The organism is uncultured Thermanaerothrix sp. (genome assembly GCF_938028735.1).
Classification (GTDB): Bacteria; Chloroflexota; Anaerolineae; order Anaerolineales; family Anaerolineaceae; genus Thermanaerothrix.
Genome location: NZ_CALIMF010000002.1, coordinates 307,278 through 328,695, shown reverse-complemented (window position 1 = coordinate 328,695; position 21,418 = coordinate 307,278). Strand labels below are relative to the sequence as shown.

Sequence of the window (21,418 nt, the reverse complement as noted above, 5' to 3'; positions counted from 1 at the left end):
CACTGGAACATGTTTGGGAACAATTTTAGGGGTTCTTCTAGGCGCAGCACTCGCATGGATACTCGGCTATGCTCTACTATGGGGGATTGGAGCCGCTCTGATCACGTCAGACCCCCTGCGCCCTAGTGAGGCATTGGTATTGTTGAGCGGTGGGGGTAAGGATCGCCTGGAGGAGGTGCTGAGAACCTACCGTCAAATTGGGGCGGATGTCGTGTTGTTAACGAAGGCCGAGGGGTCACGTGCGGAGAACTGGAATGCCGATGAACTGGTTTCAAAGGGAATTCCAGGTGAAGCAATTCATTTTACCCGTGAGCGTGCCAGCAGTACCTATGAAGAGGCTCGATATACCCGCGAGAAATTAGAGGAGTTAGGGGTCAGGTCAGTACTGGTCATCACTGATCCATACCACACCTTGCGTACCCGCCTCATCTTCCGTTCTGTGTACCGCGGGAGCGGGATTGAGGTGCGTGTGCGGGCGGTGCAGGGGCATTGGTATCGTTCAGCAACCTGGATGTTCAGCCGACAGGGATGGGAAGCAACACTGAGTGAATTGATCAAACTGATGGGATACTGGCTGGGCATACGCGGGGATTAAAAAACACAGGGCTGCAAGAGCGCAGCCCTGCGTGCAATTGGCCAGCGGTGGTTTATTGCGAGAGTGGAACGACCCGCGCTGCCTGCAGGCCCTTGGGCCCTTCTTCGATAGAAAATTCCACTTTCTGGCCTTCTTTGAGCTGGCGATAACCTGCCATCTGGATAGCGGTGTAATGGACAAAGACGTCCTCGCCATTCTCGCGGCCAATGAAGCCGTACCCCTTGGTGGGGTTGAACCACTTGACAGTTCCTACATAACGTTCAGACATGCCTTAAACTCCGTTTAGTACTTTGAGATTGCTTAGGCCTGCGGCGCGCTACCACGGGCCACGTTGAGCCAAGATTATCATGCAATGAATCAAATGTCAAGCCAGTTTCATGGCGATTTTTTTGCAGCCAGACAGGAAGTTGGTACTCATGTTATAATTTATTTGTCAGTTGGGCCCGTAGCTCAGCGGCAGAGCGGGCGGCTCATAACCGCTTGGTCGCAGGTTCGAATCCTGCCGGGCCCACTAATTTAAGCAAGGGATCCCAAATGTTGGTCCCATGCTGCAAGTTGTCTCGTTCCCACAAACTTTTGGATGGGCGTGTTGTACTGGAGAGGCCGTAAACTAGAAGCGTCTTTCTAGAAACGGCGCATTCGTAATAAGTCTTGTTTTTGCAACACCCGCTCGCCCGGATGAACATAAATCTCGACGACGTGACCGGAATAGGGAGCGCGTAGTTCATTTTGCATCTTCATTGACTCCAGAACCACTAGGACTTCATTGACGTTCACTTCCTGACCGATTGCAACTGGAACGGCCACCACTAATCCGGGCATAGGGGCTTGAAGGAGATAGTCCGAGGATTGGGCGGCGTTGTCCGGAATACTTGTGCGCAAGGTGCGAGCGGCCTCGTCCTCCACCTCCGCCAGGTAGGTGCGTCCCTTCAGGTGGACTTCCCAGTCTTCTCCCTGTGGGGTTGCCAACACTTCATAGGATTTCCCGTTCACAATAAGTGAGAATAAAGGGGAACCGGGGAGGGTAGCAAGATCTACCTCGATGATTTCACCGTTAAGGCGCACATGGCGGTCATCTAAAATCTCAATGTGGTATTCCCGATCCCCGATGTGTACTACGTAGCGACTCATGCTCACCTCAACACCACGATGGGGCTAACGAAGCGCAAATTCCCAGCGGCCCACCCACTTCCAGGCGTTGCTTGGGTAAGCGGGTTGAGACGAAGCGGTTACTTTCTGGGGGCGCTGGCGATGGGCGGCCAGCGCTGCTGCAATGGCCGCCAGCATGGCCACGGTTTGTTCATCGCTATTCTGCGCGGTTACCAGATGCTGATCAACAAATGAGGTGTCATACTGCCCGGCAATAAAGCGTGGGGCATGCATCAAGGCAAGGTGAAAGGGAACATTGGTCTGAACGCCTACGATGCGTAGTTCTTCTAGGGCTCGGCGCATACGTTGAATTGCTTCGGTGCGGGTTTCTCCCCACACAATCAGCTTGGCAATCAAGGGATCATAATAAGGCGATATCTCGTAGCCGGCATAGATGCCGCTGTCCAGACGCACACCCGGACCCGCCGGAGTGAAAAGATGGCGGATCTGTCCGATGGTGGGAATGAAATTGTGAGCAGGGTCTTCTGCGTTAATCCGGCATTCGATCGCAGCGCCGCGGAGATGGACATCTTCCTGGGTAAAGCGCAAAGGACACCCAGCAGCGATCAGGATTTGCTCTTTGACCAGATCAGTACCAGTTACCATCTCGGTAACTGGGTGCTCCACTTGTAAACGAGTGTTCATCTCTAGGAAATAAAAATTGTGCTCTTGATCAACCAGAAATTCAATGGTTCCGGCATTGACATATCCAACGGCTTTGGCGGCGCGTATAGCAACCTCTCCCATTCGGGCGCGTAGGTCAGGGTTCTCCGCCAATAGGGGAGAGGGGGATTCTTCAACCAATTTTTGGTGACGGCGCTGGATAGAACATTCCCGTTCGCCCAAGTGCACAATATTACCGTAGGAGTCGGCAAGGATTTGAAACTCAATGTGACGTGCCCCAGGGATGAGTTTCTCTAGATAAATGTTGCCATCTCCAAAAGCAGCCTCGGCCTCACGCCGGGCAGCCTGGAGCAATGCGGGCATCTCTTCTATCGAACGCACCTCGCGCATCCCTTTTCCACCACCCCCGGCCGTGGCCTTGATAAGCAATGGAAAGCCGATTTGGGGAGCGATGGTCAGCAGCTCTTCATCGCTGAGATTGCCCTCGCCCTCGGTGCCGGGAACAACAGGCACCCCTGCTACTGCTACTGTCGCCCGGGCTACGGCTTTGTCACCCATTGCCGCAATGGCCGAAGGCTTAGGGCCGATGAAGGTGATACCGGATTCCATGCATGCTTGGGCAAAGTCGGCACGCTCGGCTAGAAAACCATAGCCAGGGTGAATAGCATCCGCACCACACTTACGCGCAATGGCCAGTATTTTGTCGGCACATAGATAGGATTCGCGCGCTGGTGAGGGGCCCAAATAATAAGCCTCGTCGGCGTAGCGTACATGAAGCGCTTGGCGGTCAGCATCCGAATAAACCGCTACACTCTGAATTCCCAGTTCTCGGCAAGCACGAGCAATGCGAACGGCGATCTCACCGCGATTGGCGATTAGAATTTTCTTAAACATGTTGTGCCTCCTTTGGGTATCTCCTCCAAGAGTTCACAAAGGAATGTTTCCGTGTTTCTTGGGCGGGTTCGTATCGCGCTTGTTGATCAGCATTTGCAACCCCTCAATCAGACGCGGGCGGGTCTCGCGGGGTTCGATGACATCATCAATGTAACCCCGAGCGGCTGCAACATATGGGTTAGCGAATTTTTCACGATATTCTTGTACCAGTTCGGCCTTGCGTTGTGTAGGGTCTGTAGAGGCTTCTAATTCTTTGCGAAAGATAATGCTCATGGCTCCTTCGGGACCCATCACGGCAATTTCGGCAGTGGGCCAGGCAAAATTAAGGTCTGAGCGCAGATGTTTGCTGCTCATCACAATATAAGCACCCCCATAGGCTTTGCGTGTAATGACCGTTAGTTTGGGTACAGTGGCTTCGCAATAGGCGTGAAGGAGTTTGGCCCCCGCTCGAATCACCCCTCCATGCTCCTGAGCCGTGCCGGGCATGAAGCCGGGCACGTCAACAAAAGTAATAATGGGAATATTGAAGGCATCACAAAAGCGCACAAAGCGGGCTGCTTTTTCGGCAGCATGAATGTCAAGCACTCCTGCTAGAACGGCGGGCTGATTGGCCACAATGCCCACGCTATGACCGCCCAAACGCGCAAACCCGATAACCACGTTAGGGGCATACAATTCCTGGATTTCAAAAAACTGCCCCTCGTCTACTATCCACGTCAGAGCGGTCTTAATGTCGTACGCGCGCGCCGGATCATCCGGTACCAAATCGTCCAGCGCTGCTTCCATCCGCATAGGATCGTCCGACGTTGCCACATATGGCGGGTCGCTCATGTTGTTAGAGGGCAAGTAACTCAATAACTGGCGCGTAAGAGCCAGTGCCTCAGTTTCATTCTCTGCCACTCGATGGGCAACTCCTGAGAGTTGGGCATGAATATCGGCCCCGCCTAATTGTTCAAAAGTGACCTCTTCGTGGGTAACCGCTTTGACCACTTCGGGCCCAGTAACAAACATATGAGACGAACCGCGCACCATAAAAATGAAGTCAGTCAGGGCAGGGGAGTAAACCGCACCCCCAGCGCAGGGCCCCATGATCAGTGAAATTTGAGGAATAACCCCTGAGGCGAGTGTGTTGCGCAGAAAAACATCGCCATAACCGGCTAAGGCATCCACGCCCTCTTGAATGCGGGCACCTCCCGAGTCGTTGATCCCAATGAGGGGGGCGCCGTTCTTTATCGCTAAGTCCATGACTTTACAAATTTTCTGGGCATGGATCTCGCCCAGACTTCCGCCGAGTACCGTGAAATCCTGAGAGAAGAGAAACACCAGACGCCCCTCAATGGTGCCCCAGCCCGTTACCACCCCATCACCCAGGAAGCGTTGCTGGTCAAGACCAAAATCATGGCAACGGTGGACGGCTAGGGCATCTAATTCGCGAAATGAACCCGGATCGAGTAAGCGATCGATTCGCTCACGAGCCGTTAGGCGACCTTTTCTGTGTTGGGCTTCAATGCGCTCAATGCCACCCCCTAAACGGGCTTGAGCCTTGAGCATGCGAAGATGCTGCAATTTTGGGTGTTCACTCATGGCTACTTCTCTGTATAAGCACTGGGCTGTAGGCTGACCAAACTCTGACTACCATTGGGTGAGCGCGTGTCTTCAACCTAAACAAATTAACCCCGTCAACCCGTTTCGTTACGAGGAATGAATATGCGCTCAGGTGTAAGGGAAAAGTTTTTTGCATCGTGAGAGCTCTCTCGGTTAAGGCAAGGATCGTTAATTCAAGACGACATGAACTATCCTATTTCTAAACAACCCTCAAAATCTATCGAATTTGAGGAAACAGAGAAAACCGATCTGATATACTAGGGCCGTATGGGTAAAGCCGACTCAAGTGCAGCGAGATAATATACAACAAGCGTTCTGGAGGTGATCAGATGCGTGAATGGTCCTGGCTCCAAATCATCACCCTTTTGGTTAAACCGGTTTTCATTGCACTTCTGGCAATCCTGGCACAGCGGCTAAGTGTGGCGGGGTTTCGATCTCTGGAGACTCGACTGCTGCAGCGTTGGGCGGTGTTACCAGAGCGCAAAGGGCGCATTCACACCCTTATTAAGTTGGGGCAGCATACTGTCAATGTGGTAATTGTGACTCTCGCGCTCCTGATGGTGTTGCACACCCTAGGCATTAACATTCTGCCCTTGCTGACTGGTGCTGGGGTGTTGGGGTTGGCCCTTTCGCTGGGAACGCAAACCTTGGTAAGGGATGTTATCAATGGGATATTTATTCTCCTAGAAGGTCAATTTGAGCTAGGGGATACCATCCAAGTGGGAGATCATACGGGAGTAGTAGAGCAAATGACCTTGCGTGTGACCCACCTGCGCGATGAAAAGGGGAATCTCCACATATTACCCAACGGTGATATTCGGATGGTGGTCAATCTCAACCGATCTCGTCCCTCAACCATTTCAGTGCAAGAGCCCGAATAGAGCGCGTGGGCCTGACAAAGTGTGTTAAAATCTAAATCTTGACAGAGGAGGTCAAGATATGCCAGTAGTTCTGATCTTGCGTAAGCAGGAATTTCAAATTGAAGGGACTATCACGGTAAAAGAGGCACTGAGGCGCTTGAATCTCTCTCCTGAGTCACACTTAGTGGTGCGGAACGGCGAATTGCTTAACGAGAATGACGTTTTGCGCGATGGCGATGTGGTCAAAATAGTCCCCTCAATTTCTGGAGGTGGGCGGTGACATCCAGTGTTTCGATGAAGTGCATGAAGTGTAGCGAGCGGGCTGTCATACGGATGCGCCAGCATCGCCTGGCGCTTTGCAAGGACCATTATATTGAGTGGTTTGTTCAGCAAACTCAGCGCTTTATTGAAAAGTATCGCATGTTCACCCGCGATGAGAGAGTGTTGGTAGCCGTATCGGGGGGCAAGGATTCGCTAGCGCTGTGGGATGTTTTGTGGCAGTTGGGTTATCATGCCGAGGGTTTGTATATCAATCTTGGCATTGACGAGGGTTTGCGCTACTCGAATGAGTCAGAGCGCCTGACGCGCGAGTTTGCTGAGCAACGAGGCTTGGTGTTACATGTGATCAACGTGACACAAGATCACGGGGAGAGTGTGCCTGAAATTGCCCGGCGTACTCGGCGGGGGCGCGATAAACCCTGTGCTGTGTGTGGGTTGATCAAGCGACACGATATGAACCAGGCAGCCCTGGATCTGGGGTTTAATGTGCTGGCCACAGCTCATAACCTGGACGATGAAGTGGCGTTTCTTTTTGGAAACGTGTTCCACTGGAATCTGGAGCAGATGCGCCGTCAGTCGCCAGTACTGCCCGAATCACCTGGCTTTGCGCGCAAGGTCAAGCCATTTTGTCGCTTTAGTGAGCGTGAAACGGCAGCGTACTCCCTGGTGCGGGGAATTGCGTATATTGAAGATGAGTGTCCCTTTGCAGAAGGGAGCAAACAACTACTTTACAAGGACCTACTCAATCGTCTGGAAGAAGTTGAGCCAGGCGCCAAATTACGCTTTTACCTTGGCTTTATAGAAGCCCGTGACTCGGGTCAATTGGTCTTGCCACGTGAGGAAGAGTTGCCTCTTGAATTACACCCCTGCCCCAAGTGCGGACAACCAACGACATCACCAGGGTTATGTGCTTACTGCCGTTTGTTTGAACCTGAGTCGTTGGAGACCTCAGGAACTCAGCGGCCATCCGTGTGAGTAGCCATTTGACAGGCCTAAGCGGCCTGGGTATACTTTGAGCGCAGGGTAAGTGCAACCCGGCGGTCATTATTCTGGGGAGGTATGGATCTTGAAAAAAGCGCTAATTACGGGCATCACCGGCCAGGATGGTTCTTACCTGGCGGAGTTTTTATTGGCTAAGGGTTATGAGGTCCATGGTCTGATTCGACGCGCGAGCACCTTCAATACCCGACGCATTGATCATATCTACCGTGATCCGCATCCGAACGGGGGAGAGTTGCCTTTTTATCTCCATTACGGGGATATTTCGGTGCCCGAAAGCCTGATGGATTTGATCTATAACATTCAGCCGGACGAGATTTATCACTTGGCGGCACAATCGCATGTGCGGGTGAGTTTTGATATGCCCGAGTATACCGGCAACATCACTGGCCTGGGTGCGATTCGGGTGTTAGAAGCCGTGCGCAAGAGTGGATGCAAGGCCCGTTTCTACCAGGCTTCTTCGAGTGAAATGTTTGGAGGGGCTAAGCCACCCCAGAACGAACAAACCCCTTTTGAACCACGAAGCCCTTATGCTGCGGCTAAAGTGTATGCTTACTGGGTAACACGGAACTATCGTGAGGGGTATGGCTTATTTGCCTGCAATGGCATTTTGTTTAATCATGAATCACCTCGCCGAGGCGAAACCTTTGTGACGCGCAAAATTACCCGTGCCGTGGCGGCAATTATGGCGGGGAAGCAGCGTTACCTTTACCTGGGTAACTTGGATGCTAAACGGGATTGGGGGTATGCGCCCGAGTATGTTGAGGCCATGTGGTTGATGCTACAGCAGGATCAGCCCGACGATTATGTCATTGGCACTGGTGAAGCCCATTCAGTGCGTGAGTTTCTCGATGAAGCGTTTGGCTATGTGGGGCTGGATTGGCATGACTATGTGCGAATTGATCCTCGTTACTTCCGTCCGACGGAGGTAGATTATTTGCTGGCCGATGCCAGCAAGGCGCGGCGTGAGTTGGGGTGGGAACCCAAAGTCCGCTTTCGCGAGTTGGTACGCATCATGGTGGATGCCGATTTGGAACTGATGGGGCTCCCCTCGCCGGGAGAGGGCAAACGCATCCTGGCGGAGCGATTTTCATCCGGTTGGCACCGCTGGGAGCACCAGGTTGTCAGCATGGAACGACTGCCTTAGTTTTGTGGAAGGGGGCTCTATGCCCACAGTACTTTTTGTATGTACTGCCAATCGGGTGCGTTCGCCCATGGCAGCCGAAATATTCCGGGCCCTGCTCAAGCAAAAGCGTAATGATTGGCGCCAATGGCAAGTGGAATCAGCAGGTACCTGGGCGATGCCAGGACAAGCGGTGATCGGGGAGGTGCAAAGCGTTCTTGCTCGCTATGGTCTGGACGTTTCAAGCCACCGTTCACGTGAGGTGAACGGCGATATTCTGGCGCGGTCTGATCTGGTGCTGGTCATGGAGAAAAACCAGCGCGAGGCACTATGGGTGGAATATCCTGAACATGCTTCCCGGATCTACCTGCTGACCGAAATGACAGGTCAAGCGTATAATGTACCGGACCCGATTGGGGGAAGTTTGGCAGATTACGAGCAAGCGGCAGCCATGATTCGACGCCTGTTGGAAGAGGGGTTTGATCGTATAGTTGCACTAGCGTTACAGCATGCGCGTGAGCGAACCCCATCTTCAGGGCAAGAATAGATGGGCGCGTTGCGTCCGTAGATTTTGGGGGTTGAATATATAGAACTAATGTGCTATAATATCGGCACCCCAAAAAGTGAGGTGCTGACAATGAATCGCGCAACCGCTGCCATTGTACCTGGATTGGTCATTGGATGCCTATTCTTGATTGCGTTTACTCGCTGGATCGCCAGCCCCAGTTTGACGGTTCAGGCAGCCGGTGAAGAGATGGCAGCCTTAACACCAACCCCTGTGCCCGAGACCGAGGCTGGAGCGACGAGCGAGACCGAGACTGGTGAAAGAGATTGTTCAATCAGTTTGCGTTTTCCCGATAAGGTACGCCGTTGGTGCAGTTTGATTGAACGTTATGCAGCGGAAAATGGACTGGATCCGAATTTGATTGCAGCGGTGATCTTGCAAGAAAGCGGCGGCAACCCTGAGGCCTATTCGAAGAGCGGTGCAGTTGGGCTGATGCAGGTGATGCCGCGGGATGGCTTGGCGGCCAGCTTCATGTGTAAAAACGGGCCCTGTTTTGCCTCTCGCCCGAGCATGGAGGAGCTGTTTGATCCTGAGTTCAATATTGCTTATGGCACGCGGATGTTGGCAGGCTTAATTCAACGTACCGGGGACGTTCGTGAAGCTCTGCGCGCCTATGGCCCGATCAATGTCGGATATTACTATGCCGACATTGTTTTGCGCATATACGAGACATATCGGTAACCCTTATTCTCGTTTTGCCTTCTCCGGGAGGTGAAGGTTTTGGGGCGGCGAAAGCGTTGACATTCCGGTCACCTCTGGCTATAATTTTGGGTACAATGCGGGTGTGGCCAAGCGGTAAGGCAGTAGCTTCCCAAGCTACGATTCGCGGGTTCGAATCCCGTCACCCGCTCTGTTTCTAGGTATTCGTCCTAAACCGCCATGAGATCAAGTGTGGCGGTATTTTGTGCGCCCCCAAGATCTTGTGGGGGATTACTCACAATAAAGTAATTGACGCTCACTCTTGGGGAAATGCTTTGGCTTTTGTTTATGGGGGTATATTCGGAGTTGATTTTCTCTGGACGTATAATAGGGGCATGACAGAAGAACAGGTCAATCTCAGTGAGCGAGAGCGCGAGATTCTGCGCCTAGTGGCCACAGGGGCATCGAATAAAGAGATTGCCCAGAAGTTGTATATCAGTCCTAATACTGTGAAGGTGCATCTGCGTAATATTTTCAGCAAAATTGGTGTTGTCTCTCGCACCGAAGCCACCCTCTACGCACTGCGACATGGCATTGTTGCAACCCCTCTTCCTGAGCGCGGAAATCAGGGGGAAATCGAAGCGGAAACACAGGACAGGACGAGCCATTTGGAGGTCCGTCCTGAAACGCGATCTCACCTCTCCATTCGCTGGGAAGTGGCTTTATTAATTGTGCTGGTGAGCATCGTTGTCCTTGGCGTAATGATTCGCACGCTCGTCTCGCCTGTTCCCTCGCCTTCAGATGGTGGAGAGGTCACCAATGCACAACGTTTCTTGTCCTTAACAGCTTTGCCGACCGGACGAAGTGGAATGGCGGGGGGACGTTATGAGAACTGGTTGCTGGTTGTTGGTGGGCGCACTGCTCAGGGTGTAGATGGAGCGGTGTTGGTCTACGACCTGGAACGAAATGCCTGGGACTCTCGCCGGTCCAAGCCGTCAGCGGTAGAAGATGCGGAAGGGGCAGTACTAGGTGAGCGCTTATATATCCCCGGTGGGTGTACGCCCAGTGGACAACCTAGCAACCGTTTGGAGATCTATGACCCACGCCAGGATGTCTGGGAGACTGGACCCACCCTGCTGCGCCCTGTGTGTCGTTATGCGTTAGTGGCTTTTGAGGGACGCCTCTTTCTCTTTGGGGGATGGGATGGGTATGAATTTATGAGCCAGATTTGGTCCTACGATCCTGCGCTTAAGCAATGGAAGGATGGGGGAGAACTGCCGGAGTCGTTTGGGCATCTTTTTGCTGTAGCCATTAATAACAAGATTCTCCTGGTGGGTTATCGTAATGGGGATACCCCTCAACTGTGGGCCTACTACCCCAACCGGGGCGCTGGTCAAGATAAGGCTTGGGAACGCCGAGGCAACTTGCCTGAGGTGTTCATCCCGGTGGCGGCAACCTCTCTGGCAGGCAATCTTTATGTGGTGGGCAACCCGCCTGCCGATAGGGGCGAAACCCCGCCAATGTTATGGGCTTATACTGAAGGTAGTGATGCATGGCAACCCGTGGCCGCCATTCCCAACCCGTTGGGGGAGGATGGGTTGTTCCTTTCCACTGACACCCGTGTGCATTATCTAGGAGGGCGCATTGGGGGTGTTGATCAGGCGCTTCACCTGGCGTATCAGGCTATTTATACGATTAATCTGCCAGTGATCAATCGCTAGACTGGAAAATCAACATCTCGGGTTATCTGCCCGAGATGTTTTTTTCCAAACGTTGAAAGCCTAATTCTGACCCATGATCCAGGGATCGGTAGCACGGTCCCAGGGATAAAGTTCTTCGGGCTTGAACCACAATGCAATTTCCTGGGCGGCCGTTTCAGGAGAATCGGAAGCGTGCGTCAGGTTACGCCCCACCTCCAGGGCAAAGTCATGGCGAATGGTTCCCGGTGCTGCTTCAGTAGGTCGAGTGGCCCCCATGGTTTGACGCACAGCCGCGATAGCATTGGGTCCTTCCCAGACCATAGCCATCACGGGTGCAGAGGTGATGTAATGCACCAGTCCCTCGTAAAAGGGTTTCCCTTTGTGCACGGCGTAATGGGTTTCGGCTAACTCCTGGCTAACCTGTAAGAATTTGGCGGCAATAAGTTTCAGGCCACGGCGTTCCAACCGGAGGATGATTTCACCGATCAAGCCACGTTGCACCGCATCCGGTTTGATCAAGACCAGTGTGCGTTCCACAGTGCGCCTCCATGAATAAAGGGATGGTTTTTATCGAAGCAGCTCTTCGGCCTTCGTGTAGGCATCCAGGGCTTCTTGCAGGCGGTTACTACGCACATAGGCATCGCCAAGAGCCTGCCATAAGCCTACATCGATTGGAAAACGATAGAGCGCTTCGTGTAAATCGTGAATAACATCCTCAAGATAATAAGCACCCTGGATGAGACGCTGATAGAACTGGAGGGCTCGCTCCAAGTTGCCGGCTTGCGAAGCGTTTTGGGCCTCACGCAACCACAGAAGGGCTTCGTCGGGAACCGTTTCGGAGACAGGTGCGACGGCTGGCTGCAGAGCTATCCCCTCAGTGGCGATAACCTCCTCCGGCACCCAGGTGCTCTTACCCTCCTCTTCCTCGGTGGTGAATGGAACTTCTGCCAATTCTGCCAGCCATTCGGATGTGAGGGCTTCGCTTTCTGGTGGAGTGGCAACCCAGGTCGGCTCAGAGGCAGTGAGACGGACCGGTTGCGTATCTTCGATGGTTTCTGAGGGCTCAGGTGTTTCCTCCGGAGCCATGACGTCTTTGGCTTCTTCGGATGATGGGGTGGGAGGTTCCAGAACCTCTTGCAACCATTCGGGTATGGTTTCAGTGCTAGTCTGAATGGATTCAGGCGGCACAGGAATCTCTACCCGAGACTCCTCGGTGGAGAACTCAGAAGCCGCTATTAGATCCTCTTGGACCTTGATATCGGTGGGTTGGTTTTCTTCAACTTGCGCATTGATGATCCAGGCAGGGGGCGCTTCAACGCGCTGTTCGGGCGGAGTTATCAGCGTGTCTTCATCCGCGCCCTGACGAGCGGCCAGGCTCTCTAACCAGGCAAAGGCTGCCTCTTCATCCAGAGAGACCCCTTCGTTTGAGGGCGTGGAGAGATCTAAGGGTGGCGCCATTTCAACGGGAGGCTTCTCAGGGATGCCAACTTCGGAGCTCAGGGGGCGCTCACCTGCGGGTGGCATTTCTACAGGTTGAGCGGTAGAGAGGGTTTCGAGCGCATCTGCCTGAGCCTCACGCACCCAGGCGGGGGGTTCCTCCGAGCGTTCAGATGGTGGAGTCGTAAGGGTAGCCTCCTCCGCCCCTTGGCGGGCTGCCAGGCTCTCTAACCAAGCCAGTGCGGCCTCGATGTCTTCACCTTCCGGAGGAGCAATGCCGGAAAACGTCTCGCTTGGGGCAACTTCTGGAGAGAAAGCAACTCTCTCTCCCTTAGGAGGAATGGCTTCTGCCTCGGCAACTTCGGTTTCTTCTGGGGAGGGGCGCTCGGTGGATGAAATTGTCTCCTCAGTGAGAGCGAAGTGCTCTGGATAAAGGGGGGGTTCTTCCGAGACATCGCTCATCCACTCGGGCATTGCCCATTCCTCTGTGAGCTGTGCCCCCCCTTGGGAAGGGGGTTCCGGAGATGCCAAATCGGCCAGCCACGTAGAGGGTGGCTCTGTTTCGGTCGGGGGGAGTGTGAGGGGGACTTCAAATTCTGAGGAGACCTCGGATGCAAATTCTTCTTCCGTTGGAATAGGCTGCGAGGCACCGCTTTGGAACAGATTTTCAAACCACATTTCCGCTTGGGCGGGGCTTTCTTCTCCTGTTGGTGCTTCTAGATCGGGAGGAGCAATTTCCTGCAGCCACTCTGGAACCTCACCAGGTTCGAGGAGGGATTCTGAGATCTCCTCGGCTGTTAATGGAGATTCTGGGGCTTCTGTGCCTTCAGAACGAATTTCCCACCCGGCTTCGCGCATCCAGTCAGGGATTAGTGTCTCCGCTTCAGGAGAGGAAGGCTCACCAAGTTCGGTAAGGCTTGTTTCGATCTCCTCAGTCGGGGAAGTAGTCTCCGGGGGAGATAGGGGTTTTTCGGATGAGGACTGTTCTTGGAGGGCAGAGTACCAATCGGGCAAGGCTTCTTCGTCATCAGCAAGCCAAGTTACACCTACCGTGCGTGTCCACTCGGGTTGGGCGGGGGTTTCTAATTCCGGGCTCCACTCCAGGTGGTCGAGGGTCACCGCATTGTCCGGAACCTCAAGTGATGAAAACATGCCGGGGGTCAGATGCGCTAAGTAGGGATCCATGGCGACTACACGCTGGCGGTAAATAGCCGCATCTTGAGCCCGGGAGGTGGTGGGGAGAATTTCAGCCAGAATCCGGTTAGCCTCGAAGCAGTAAGGCAATTTACTAACCAGACGAGTGCAGACCTCGGTTGCGGCGACCTTCTGCCCGGAAAGATAATACATTCGGGCTAAAATGACCTCTAAGTCAATACGATTGGGGTCCTCAGCCAGAGCAGCGCGCGCCTCCGCGATCGCCTGAGGGTAGAGCTCACCGCGAGCATACATGCGGATTAAAGCCCCACGTGAGAGACGAATGCGAGGCGGCTCAATGCCATCACGGCGGCCATACAGGCGACGTAGTTCATCCTGGATGGCTGTATTAGAAGGCTGGGTCTCGAAAGCGCGCTCCATATGCCAGATGGCGGCATCAAGATTGCCTTCGTCTTCGCGGATTATGCTCATCCCGATTTGTGAAATAAAATCATCGGGTACAGAAGAGAGAACGCGATGAAAGATGTCCGCCGCTTCGGCGTAGCGTTGAGCCTCTAAAAAGGCTTTGCCCAACAAACGGTAAGTATCAATATGCTTAGGGTAGAACTTCAAAATGTGACGGCAGTGAGCAATTGCCGCGTCGGTTTGCCCTTTTTCAATAAGGCTTTCAATTTCGCGGTTGTAGGCGCGCAGCGAAACTTTGGGCATAAGCCACCTCCCTTTTCTAGTATGCCCCAACTTTGCCGATCAAGCAAGAGTGGGCATTTCTAAAAAAGACATCCGTGCAAGACAATTTTGCAGTTGGCTTGCACGGATGTGTCGTGGGCAGAGGAAAAGCATTATTCACCAAGGTAATCCCTGAGCTTGCGGCGAATGCTGGGATGGCGCAAGCGACTGAGGGCTTGCGCTTCAATTTGACGCACTCGCTCGCGAGTGACTCCCATCTTACGCCCGACCTCTTCCAAGGTGTACGCTTGACCATCAAGTAGGCCATAGCGTAACTGCAGGATGCGAACCTCGCGCGGTGGTAGAGTGTTGAGCACTTCTTCGAGGTGTTCACGCAGCAAGTTATAGGTGGCTGTGTCATCGGGAGGAGGAGCCTCCTCATCCTCGATAAAGTCACCCAACACCGAGTCCTCCTCGTCGTCGGTGGGTGTTTCCAGTGAAAGCGGCCGGCGGGCAACCTGGATCATGTTCTCCACTTTCTTCGGAGGTACATCCAGCTCTTCGGCCAGTTCTTCCACGGTTGGCTCGCGCCCCAAGCGCTGAGTCAGTTGATGCTGGACGCGCAGCAGTTTGTTGATTTGATCGCCCATGTGAACAGGAACGCGGATGGTACGTCCCTGATCCGCAATGGCACGCGTCACCGCTTGACGAATCCACCATGTGGCGTAGGTGCTGAACTTGTGCCCGCGACGGTAATCAAATTTTTTAGTGGCGCGGATCAGGCCAATGTTTCCTTCCTGGATAAGATCCAGGAAGGGGACCCCGCGTCCCATGTACTTCTTGGCTACACTGATCACCAAGCGCGAATTTGCGGTGATCAGATGCTCGCGTGCGGCCCACCCATCTTCAATGAGCTTACGCAGTTCCAATCGGCGCTTAGGGCTGACATTGCCACGCGCCAGTTCTTCGCGCGCCATGCGGCCACGCTCGATGCGCTGGGCGAGTTCAACCTCCTCCTCGGCGGTGAGCAGAGGCACGCGACTCACCTCCTTGAGATACAGACCGATGGTGTCGTCGGTGTCAATATCGCGCAGGTCATCGAGGTTAAGATCGTGCTCGATTGCCTCGAGTTCAGGCTCTTCTTCCAGCAGTTCCTCTTCCTCTTCTTCCTCCCCTAGTTCGCCACCAAGGGGTTCATCTTCGAGGTAGGGGATACCTGCGCTCATCAGCGCCGAGAAGGCTTCTTCCAATTGATCGACATCCTGCTCCGCTTCCGGGAAAAAGTGCAGGATATCGTCAATGGTCACATAGCCCTTCTGACGCCCTAGTTCAATTAGGCGGGCGATTGCAGGATATTCTTCATCCTCATCTACAACATTAAGCAACGGATTTTCCATAGGCCTTCTAATCATCCTCGTTAATCGAGAGTAGAGTTTCGTGAATAAGATGTTCGCTTATCAGCATACACGTTTTTTCTTCAAAATTCAATACATGTACAGGTATATTTTAGGTATATTTTCCTTGGGCGCCCAACCCTGTGATGGGCCCCCCTGGCGAGACACGAAAATAGACAGCGGTTCAGCCTCTTCCTACCCGCTGCCTTCATGGGGTAATAAAAATATACAACAATTTGAAGGAGAATTCAATAGGTCGGTAAAATTCTAATTCAATTCTAATCTTGCCATGGGCTACCCGATTTTTGGGCTTGATTGACAAAAAGGGATTACCTCACTATAATGAATTTATAACCAAACAGGACCTTAGAACAAGGCAATGTTTAGTAATATGAGTGGCGGCGAGGATCCGAATGCTTGAGATGGTCGCTTGCCTGAAAAGTTTCAGGCGGGCATTCGGGGAGCCAAATAGCGAAACCGGCCGTGGGCCGGTTTTTGTATACCTAAGGAGGTGCAACTATGGTTTTGAGCCAACCGCTAGGAGCCGATCTGGATGAATTCTATTCAGGACAGCGTTCGCGCATCATGATCGTCGAAGATGACCCTGATACCACCACACTCTTAAAGCAAATATTACGAACGGCCGGATTTGATGTCCTCAGCGCTGCGAATGGGATAGAGGCGCTGAGGAAATATCATACCATTACCCCTGATATGGTGCTTTTGGACCTATTGATGCCCGAAATGGATGGCTGGGAAACGTTGCGTCAGTTACGTCAGGTCAGTACAACCCCCGTATTAGTGCTCACTGCAGTTGATGCTAAAGAGTCCCTGATGGAGTGTTTTCACTTAGGCGCAGATGATTATCTGGTCAAGCCCTTTCACCGAGGCGAGGTCTTGGCGCGGATAAATGCGATCTTGCGTCGTTCGCGCCATGTTCAATCCTCGCATCGTTATGTGTTTCCTAACGTAGGGCTAATTATTGAAAGTCAGTCTCGTGAAGTGCGCTATAAGAATGAACGCATCCCTCTAACGGTCAAGGAGTTTGAGGTGCTCTCTACTTTGGCGAAGTATGCTCCTGAGGTGGTCGATTATTTGACCCTCTCCGAGGCTGTGTGGGGGCGTGACCTCCCCCAAGCCCGACAGCGCATTAAGTTCCTGATCTACCTCCTGCGCAGAAAACTGGGCAATGTAGATGAAGCGGGGGCGGATCTGATTGTCAATGTAGATCGCTTGGGCTACAAACTGGAGACGGGCGAATAGCCTTTCATAAACGAATAGCCTTTCACAAAGAAGGGTTGAGAGCCTCACGATAATGAAAATGCGCTCTTCGTGGGATTGGTGGCGCTTGGGGGGGGTTCTGTTGCTGTTTGGAGGTTTGGTTGGTCTGGGGGTTAGTCTGTACCAATGGCAGGCCGCGCAAACCTTTGAGTCGGGAGTGGTCATCAACGAGACCTCCTCAGACATTGGGTTTGTGCCCTTGACGCTTTCCGAAGCCCAGGAAGGCCCCCCTACGTTGGTTGCTCCTCCGCCCCAGGAGTTAACCACCCTATCCGGGACACCTGGGATGCCGTCAAGTTCTTTGCCCACGGAGGCAAAACCCACTCCTTCGCTCGTACCTGCCATCCCTCAACGTTTGATTATTTCCAAAATTGACTTGGATGCCCCGGTAGTGCCTGTAAAGACACGCAAAATCCAGCTTGGCGAGGGGGTATTTGAGCAGTGGCTTGCCCCGGATGAGTTTGCTGCTGGATGGCCTACTGCAACAGCCATGTTGGGTCAGGCAGGGAACACGGTGCTTATAGGGCATCATAATGTTCATGGCAAGGTTTTTGAGCGATTGCACGAATTGGAGCCGGGCGATCTTATTGTTGTTGAAGGGGGTGGACGACGTTTCAGCTATGTGGTGGTCAATGTGATGATTCTGCCTGAACGGGACGCCGATCTGAAGACCCGGCTGGAGAACGCACGCTGGATTCAGCGCTCACAAGACGAACGTCTCACGCTGGTCACGTGCTGGCCAGCGTATTCAAATACGCATCGGTTGGTTGTGGTGGCTCGGTCGCTAGGTCAAGCTCCCCTACCCAGCGCTGAACCGGAGTGAGAACGGCTTATTCCGGGGGGATGGAAAGGCTGGTTGTCTCCTCAGGCAAGGCGATGACAAAAAGGCGCCCCCATGAGTTGTTCCCATTTCGGGCGAGACAGGTCTGCAGGATTAGGGCCCCAGGACGCTCATAGATATGCAAGAACAGTTCGGCGGCGCTCAGCACCGTACGGTCCTTATCATCAATGTTAATGAATGAGGAATAGGGGGAATTTGGTTGCAGGGCTTGGTAATGCTTTATTGTGGCGACGCGATACCGCTTAAGGTTGCCATCTCCAAAGACAACCCATAGATCTTGTCCAGGTTGAAGGGCAAGAAAAGACTGTCCCGCTAGGTCATTGTGTGCCAACAAGCCCAAGCTGCCGTAATGCTTGGCCAAGGCAAATTCGGTGAGGGTGTTGGGCTGGGAAGAGACGTAAGCAGGGTTGGAGCGAGGCTGTTGGATGATTGGGTAGGCCATCACTCCTTCCACGTAAAGTCCCATTGGTTGTTGGGGATCACCGGTAAGCGTAAGGTGATCTCGGAATGTCTGAAGGGCCGTCAGATCGAGGGAGGCCCACGTAATTGTTTCACTATTGCCTCTTGCGGCTAGACCGGGATCGCGGATAGGGTTGGGAATGGAAACGTGGGCCGTGGTAATAAACCATAGTCCCATAAAAAGGGCCATTTTGGCAATGGTTAACCCTAAGCGAATGTAAAATCTTTTTACCATGGCCCGCTCATTATCCGCAAAACCCTGCTGGTAAGGCAAGCGCTTTTAGGTGTTTGTAAGGCGGGCTTACAGAATTGTAAGGTTGCGTTATGGTATAATCAGGAAGAACGGGTTGGGAATACGATGTATTTCATGTGGTTAAGGAGTCGGTAGTATGTCTGGACATTCAAAATGGGCTACGATTAAGCGCAAAAAAGGCGCTATGGATGCCAAGCGGGGGCAACTTTTCACCCGCCTGACGCGTGAAATTGTATTGGCCGCCCGCGAGGGGGGTGGGGATCCGGAAGCCAATGTCCGTTTGCGGCTGGCGATTGAAAAGGCACGCGCTAACAACATGCCCAAAGAGAACATTGAACGCGCCATTAAGCGGGGTACCGGCGAAAGCAAAGAGGGGGGCGTGCTGGAGCAAATTTTCTACGAAGGTTATGCCCCCAATGGGGTGGCTTTGATGATCGAATGTGTCACCGAAAACCGCAACCGCACTGTTGCGGAGATCCGCCACGTGTTGACACGAGCGGGTGGTAGCCTAGGCGAGGCTGGCTCAGTAGCCTGGCAATTCAAGCGTGCTGCCTATTTTGCTCTCCAAGGCTCCGAAAAGGATTTTGAGAAAATATTTGAAGTGGCGGTAGAAGCCGGGGCTGATGATGTGACCATGGACGGAAACATCATTGAAGTTGTTGGGCCGGTTGAATCGTTCAAAAGCCTGTTGGATAGCCTGCGCGCAGCGGGCTACCAACCGGAAGAGGCCGGCTTGCGCATGATCCCAACCCAGGAAATTGAACTCGGAACCGAAGAGTCGCTGCAGGTATTACGTGCCATCGAAGCCTTAGAAGACCTGGATGACGTACAAAACGTCTATCACAACCTGCGCATCACCGACGAAGCCCTGATGGCTATTGGAGAAGGTTAAGCTCCATGATGGTCGTGGGCATTGATCCCGGTACCGCCACGACCGGTTATGGAATTGTACAAGATAAAGGACGTAGCCTGGAGGCGGTGACATACGGCGTGGTAACTACCGCGCCTTTTTTGCCTCTTGAACAGCGCCTAGCCCAACTGTTTGACGAATTGAGTGCCTTGATACAGCGCTTTAAGCCGGAAAGCGCGGCGGTTGAGCAATTGTTCTTTCAGCGTAACGTACGCACAGCCATGGCGGTAGGACAAGCCCGTGGGGTGGCTCTGTTGGCGCTGGCTAAGGCGGGGTTGAGCGTTGGCGAATATTCGCCGCTCCAGGTCAAGCAGGCGGTCACCGGTTATGGAGGTGCGGATAAGAATCAAGTGCAGCAGATGGTGCGCTTGTTGCTCAACCTTTCTGAGATCCCCCGACCGGATGATGCGGCGGATGCGCTGGCTATTGCGATTTGTCATCTTCATCACCTGCGTACCACTCAACAATGGCGAGCCTGATCACCAGTCCTGCCAATCCGTTACTCAAACTGGCCCGACGATTGCGCGAGCGAAAGGTGCGCGAGCAGAGTGGTTTATTTTATGTGGAAGGCATTCGTCTAGTGGCGGAGGCGCTGGCGCAGAATTGGCCGATTGAGACCCTTATCATAGCCCCTGAACGTCTGAGTAGCGCATTTGCCCAACAGCAGGTGGAAGAAGCGAGGGCAAAAGGCATCCGAGTAGTGGAGGTTAGCGCGCGTGCTTTTGAGAGCCTGGCCCTCAAGGAAAATCCTCAAGGCATTGCCGCGGTGATTCATCAGCAGTGGGGAACGTTGTCGATGGTGAGACCTGAGGTGGGGGAACTGTGGATTGGGCTGGAAGCAATTCAAGATCCTGGAAATCTGGGCACTATTCTACGCACCGCGGAGGCGGTAGGGGCGCGGGGGATTGTGCTTTTGGAGCACACCACAGACCCCTACGATCCGGCAGCGGTGAGAGCAAGCATGGGGGCGATTTTCACGCAGTGGTTGGTTCGCACTTCACGGGAGGCGTTCCTGCGCTGGGTTGCCGAGCGTCATCCACCCCTGATTGGTACATCAGATAGGGCGGCTCAGGATTATCGAGACTTTATTTATCCCGAGGGCTTGATGTTGCTGATGGGGAGCGAGCGTGAGGGCCTCTCGCCGGTTTATGCCTCGTTGTGTCAGGCAATGGTGGCTATTCCCATGGTCGGACGTGTGGATTCCCTTAACGTGGCTGTGGCAACCGCTGTCGTACTCTACGAGATTTTCAATCAGCGCCGGCGTAAAGGCGGATTATCTTCTGGACCCGCGTGTGAGGAGCAAATACCATGATCGCATTTATTGAAGGCGAGGTCATGCAAGCAGGTGAAGACTACGTGATTCTGCGACTGGGCGGGATGGGCATAATGGTCTATGTGCCGATGACGTTGGCTCGTCAGGCTCGCGCGGGGAGTGCCTTGTTTCTGCATACCCATCTGGTAGTCCGTGAAGATGGCTGGGCGCTTTATGGTTTTGAGAGCGAAGCGGAGCGCCGTTATTTTACTCTCCTCCTGGGGGTAAACGGGGTAGGACCACGTCTGGCGCTGGCCATTCTGGGAACTCTATCAGTTGGCTTAATCCAGCAGGCAGTGCGTGAGGAGCAACCGGAGATTTTTGCCCGCGTACCTGGTGTGGGACGTAAGACGGCTCAAAAGATTGTTCTCTACTTACAGGATAAGATTGGGCGTGAGGAACCCATGGCGGGCTTGGTGACCTTTAGTGATGTGGACCAGCAGGTCTTGGAGGCATTGACCAGCCTGGGTTACAGCGTCGTTGAAGCCCAGGCGGCTCTTCAGTCTATCCCCAGGGATGCACCGGCTGATGCGGAAGAGCGTTTGAGGTTGGCGTTGCGATATTTTTTTTCTTGAGATCTTTGAAGGGCTTTTGCTGGACAAAGGTTTGTGTTTCAGGTATGATTGTTTCGTGTTTTGTCCTGGAAACGTGGGTCTAGATCGAGTAGGTTAGGATAAT

The 21,418-nt window shown here is 53.4% G+C and carries 22 protein-coding genes and 2 tRNA genes; 16 read left to right on the top strand and 8 right to left on the bottom strand.

The annotated features are described in order from the left end of the window. Positions 1-13: 13 nt before the first annotated feature. Positions 14-595, top strand: coding sequence for a YdcF family protein (locus Q0721_RS02200; RefSeq protein WP_299024840.1), 582 nt, complete (start codon positions 14-16; stop codon positions 593-595). A 52-nt stretch (positions 596-647) separates the two neighbouring features. Here the strand turns inward: Q0721_RS02200 and Q0721_RS02195 are convergent, their stop codons facing one another. Continuing rightward, a complete protein-coding gene (locus Q0721_RS02195; protein ID WP_054522216.1) occupies positions 648-863 on the bottom strand; it encodes a cold-shock protein in 216 nt (71 codons plus the stop codon). Between the two features lie 171 nt (positions 864-1,034). Between Q0721_RS02195 and Q0721_RS02190 the strand changes: the two genes are divergently transcribed. Then, positions 1,035-1,106: transfer RNA gene (locus tag Q0721_RS02190), tRNA-Ile, on the top strand. Positions 1,107-1,219: 113 nt separating this feature from the next. Here Q0721_RS02190 and Q0721_RS02185 read toward each other — a convergent pair. Genes Q0721_RS02185 through Q0721_RS02175 form a run of 3 tightly spaced genes read right to left on the bottom strand, consistent with a single transcriptional unit; the run spans position 1,220 to position 4,846 of the window. Then, positions 1,220-1,726: a biotin/lipoyl-containing protein gene (locus Q0721_RS02185; RefSeq protein ID WP_299024832.1), complete on the bottom strand. Its 507-nt coding sequence runs from the start codon at positions 1,724-1,726 to the stop codon at positions 1,220-1,222. 24 nt (positions 1,727-1,750) lie between these two features. After that, the gene (accC, locus tag Q0721_RS02180; protein WP_299024830.1) at positions 1,751-3,262 is read right to left on the bottom strand and encodes an acetyl-CoA carboxylase biotin carboxylase subunit; all 1,512 of its coding nucleotides are present in this window, start codon (positions 3,260-3,262) and stop codon (positions 1,751-1,753) included. A gap of 33 nt (positions 3,263-3,295) precedes the next feature. After that, positions 3,296-4,846, bottom strand: a complete 1,551-nt coding sequence (locus Q0721_RS02175) for an acyl-CoA carboxylase subunit beta (protein WP_299024828.1) — start codon at positions 4,844-4,846, stop codon at positions 3,296-3,298. Between the two features lie 350 nt (positions 4,847-5,196). Between Q0721_RS02175 and Q0721_RS02170 the strand changes: the two genes are divergently transcribed. The 8 genes from Q0721_RS02170 to Q0721_RS02135 all read left to right on the top strand — a co-directional run bounded on the left by Q0721_RS02170 (position 5,197) and on the right by Q0721_RS02135 (position 11,053). Beyond that, complete coding sequence (locus Q0721_RS02170) at positions 5,197-5,748, top strand: mechanosensitive ion channel domain-containing protein (RefSeq protein ID WP_299024826.1); 552 nt, start codon at positions 5,197-5,199, stop codon at positions 5,746-5,748. 58 nt (positions 5,749-5,806) lie between these two features. Next, a complete protein-coding gene (locus Q0721_RS02165; protein WP_299024824.1) occupies positions 5,807-6,007 on the top strand; it encodes a MoaD/ThiS family protein in 201 nt (66 codons plus the stop codon). After that, entirely contained in the window at positions 6,004-6,981 is a 978-nt protein-coding gene (locus Q0721_RS02160; protein WP_299024822.1) for an ATP-binding protein, read from the top strand. Before Q0721_RS02165 ends, Q0721_RS02160 begins: the two co-directional genes overlap by 4 nt. Positions 6,982-7,072: 91 nt before the next feature. Continuing rightward, positions 7,073-8,152, top strand: a complete 1,080-nt coding sequence (gene gmd, locus Q0721_RS02155) for a GDP-mannose 4,6-dehydratase (RefSeq protein WP_299024820.1) — start codon at positions 7,073-7,075, stop codon at positions 8,150-8,152. 19 nt (positions 8,153-8,171) lie between these two features. Next, entirely contained in the window at positions 8,172-8,675 is a 504-nt protein-coding gene (locus Q0721_RS02150) for a hypothetical protein (RefSeq protein ID WP_299024818.1), read from the top strand. Between the two features lie 90 nt (positions 8,676-8,765). Next, positions 8,766-9,374 carry a transglycosylase SLT domain-containing protein gene (locus Q0721_RS02145; RefSeq protein ID WP_299024816.1) on the top strand — a complete coding sequence of 203 codons (609 nt, stop codon included), beginning with the start codon at positions 8,766-8,768 and terminating at the stop codon, positions 9,372-9,374. Positions 9,375-9,471: 97 nt separating this feature from the next. Continuing rightward, positions 9,472-9,543 (top strand) — tRNA-Gly (locus tag Q0721_RS02140). Positions 9,544-9,727: 184 nt separating this feature from the next. Next, the gene (locus tag Q0721_RS02135) at positions 9,728-11,053 is read left to right on the top strand and encodes a LuxR C-terminal-related transcriptional regulator (RefSeq protein ID WP_299024814.1); all 1,326 of its coding nucleotides are present in this window, start codon (positions 9,728-9,730) and stop codon (positions 11,051-11,053) included. A 60-nt stretch (positions 11,054-11,113) separates the two neighbouring features. On the opposite strand, the gene ndk is transcribed toward Q0721_RS02135, so the two are convergent. The 3 genes from ndk to Q0721_RS02120 form a co-directional block, all read right to left on the bottom strand. Continuing rightward, positions 11,114-11,569, bottom strand: a complete 456-nt coding sequence (ndk, locus tag Q0721_RS02130) for a nucleoside-diphosphate kinase (RefSeq protein WP_299024812.1) — start codon at positions 11,567-11,569, stop codon at positions 11,114-11,116. 30 nt (positions 11,570-11,599) lie between these two features. Then, entirely contained in the window at positions 11,600-14,332 is a 2,733-nt protein-coding gene (locus Q0721_RS02125; RefSeq protein WP_299024810.1) for a tetratricopeptide repeat protein, read from the bottom strand. Positions 14,333-14,463: 131 nt separating this feature from the next. After that, positions 14,464-15,687 carry a sigma-70 family RNA polymerase sigma factor gene (locus tag Q0721_RS02120; RefSeq protein WP_299024809.1) on the bottom strand — a complete coding sequence of 408 codons (1,224 nt, stop codon included), beginning with the start codon at positions 15,685-15,687 and terminating at the stop codon, positions 14,464-14,466. A gap of 516 nt (positions 15,688-16,203) precedes the next feature. Between Q0721_RS02120 and Q0721_RS02115 the strand changes: the two genes are divergently transcribed. Further along, positions 16,204-16,947: a response regulator transcription factor gene (locus tag Q0721_RS02115; RefSeq protein WP_299024805.1), complete on the top strand. Its 744-nt coding sequence runs from the start codon at positions 16,204-16,206 to the stop codon at positions 16,945-16,947. A gap of 52 nt (positions 16,948-16,999) precedes the next feature. Then, on the top strand, positions 17,000-17,788 hold the full coding sequence (locus Q0721_RS02110) for a sortase (protein ID WP_299024803.1): 789 nt from the start codon (positions 17,000-17,002) through the stop codon (positions 17,786-17,788). A gap of 7 nt (positions 17,789-17,795) precedes the next feature. On the opposite strand, the gene Q0721_RS02105 is transcribed toward Q0721_RS02110, so the two are convergent. Then, a complete protein-coding gene (locus Q0721_RS02105; protein ID WP_299024801.1) occupies positions 17,796-18,500 on the bottom strand; it encodes a hypothetical protein in 705 nt (234 codons plus the stop codon). Positions 18,501-18,654: 154 nt separating this feature from the next. On the opposite strand from Q0721_RS02105, the gene Q0721_RS02100 reads away from it, so the two are divergent. The 4 genes from Q0721_RS02100 to ruvA are packed head-to-tail and all read left to right on the top strand — an operon-like array spanning position 18,655 to position 21,315. Further along, positions 18,655-19,410, top strand: a complete 756-nt coding sequence (locus tag Q0721_RS02100) for a YebC/PmpR family DNA-binding transcriptional regulator (RefSeq protein ID WP_299024799.1) — start codon at positions 18,655-18,657, stop codon at positions 19,408-19,410. Positions 19,411-19,415: 5 nt separating this feature from the next. After that, positions 19,416-19,907, top strand: coding sequence for a crossover junction endodeoxyribonuclease RuvC (gene ruvC, locus Q0721_RS02095; RefSeq protein ID WP_299024797.1), 492 nt, complete (start codon positions 19,416-19,418; stop codon positions 19,905-19,907). Next, positions 19,895-20,740 (top strand): RNA methyltransferase, encoded by an 846-nt coding sequence (locus Q0721_RS02090; protein WP_299024795.1) that lies wholly within the window; start codon positions 19,895-19,897, stop codon positions 20,738-20,740. Before ruvC ends, Q0721_RS02090 begins: the two co-directional genes overlap by 13 nt. After that, positions 20,737-21,315: a Holliday junction branch migration protein RuvA gene (gene ruvA, locus Q0721_RS02085; RefSeq protein ID WP_299024793.1), complete on the top strand. Its 579-nt coding sequence runs from the start codon at positions 20,737-20,739 to the stop codon at positions 21,313-21,315. Before Q0721_RS02090 ends, ruvA begins: the two co-directional genes overlap by 4 nt. Positions 21,316-21,418 lie beyond the last annotated feature (103 nt).

What these genes read in the sequence shown, in the direction of transcription:
- Q0721_RS02195 (WP_054522216.1), bottom strand. Translation starts at nt 863, where the DNA reads ATGTCTGAACGTTATGTAGGAACTGTCAAGTGGTTCAACCCCACCAAG.
- Q0721_RS02185 (WP_299024832.1), bottom strand. Translation starts at nt 1,726, where the DNA reads ATGAGTCGCTACGTAGTACACATCGGGGATCGGGAATACCACATTGAG.
- accC (WP_299024830.1), bottom strand. Translation starts at nt 3,262, where the DNA reads ATGTTTAAGAAAATTCTAATCGCCAATCGCGGTGAGATCGCCGTTCGC.
- Q0721_RS02175 (WP_299024828.1), bottom strand. Translation starts at nt 4,846, where the DNA reads ATGAGTGAACACCCAAAATTGCAGCATCTTCGCATGCTCAAGGCTCAA.
- Q0721_RS02170 (WP_299024826.1), top strand. Translation starts at nt 5,197, where the DNA reads ATGCGTGAATGGTCCTGGCTCCAAATCATCACCCTTTTGGTTAAACCG.
- Q0721_RS02165 (WP_299024824.1), top strand. Translation starts at nt 5,807, where the DNA reads ATGCCAGTAGTTCTGATCTTGCGTAAGCAGGAATTTCAAATTGAAGGG.
- Q0721_RS02150 (WP_299024818.1), top strand. Translation starts at nt 8,172, where the DNA reads ATGCCCACAGTACTTTTTGTATGTACTGCCAATCGGGTGCGTTCGCCC.
- Q0721_RS02145 (WP_299024816.1), top strand. Translation starts at nt 8,766, where the DNA reads ATGAATCGCGCAACCGCTGCCATTGTACCTGGATTGGTCATTGGATGC.
- Q0721_RS02135 (WP_299024814.1), top strand. Translation starts at nt 9,728, where the DNA reads ATGACAGAAGAACAGGTCAATCTCAGTGAGCGAGAGCGCGAGATTCTG.
- Q0721_RS02125 (WP_299024810.1), bottom strand. Translation starts at nt 14,332, where the DNA reads ATGCCCAAAGTTTCGCTGCGCGCCTACAACCGCGAAATTGAAAGCCTT.
- Q0721_RS02120 (WP_299024809.1), bottom strand. Translation starts at nt 15,687, where the DNA reads ATGGAAAATCCGTTGCTTAATGTTGTAGATGAGGATGAAGAATATCCT.
- Q0721_RS02115 (WP_299024805.1), top strand. Translation starts at nt 16,204, where the DNA reads ATGGTTTTGAGCCAACCGCTAGGAGCCGATCTGGATGAATTCTATTCA.
- Q0721_RS02110 (WP_299024803.1), top strand. Translation starts at nt 17,000, where the DNA reads ATGAAAATGCGCTCTTCGTGGGATTGGTGGCGCTTGGGGGGGGTTCTG.
- Q0721_RS02105 (WP_299024801.1), bottom strand. Translation starts at nt 18,500, where the DNA reads ATGGTAAAAAGATTTTACATTCGCTTAGGGTTAACCATTGCCAAAATG.
- Q0721_RS02100 (WP_299024799.1), top strand. Translation starts at nt 18,655, where the DNA reads ATGTCTGGACATTCAAAATGGGCTACGATTAAGCGCAAAAAAGGCGCT.
- ruvC (WP_299024797.1), top strand. Translation starts at nt 19,416, where the DNA reads ATGATGGTCGTGGGCATTGATCCCGGTACCGCCACGACCGGTTATGGA.
- Q0721_RS02090 (WP_299024795.1), top strand. Translation starts at nt 19,895, where the DNA reads ATGGCGAGCCTGATCACCAGTCCTGCCAATCCGTTACTCAAACTGGCC.
- ruvA (WP_299024793.1), top strand. Translation starts at nt 20,737, where the DNA reads ATGATCGCATTTATTGAAGGCGAGGTCATGCAAGCAGGTGAAGACTAC.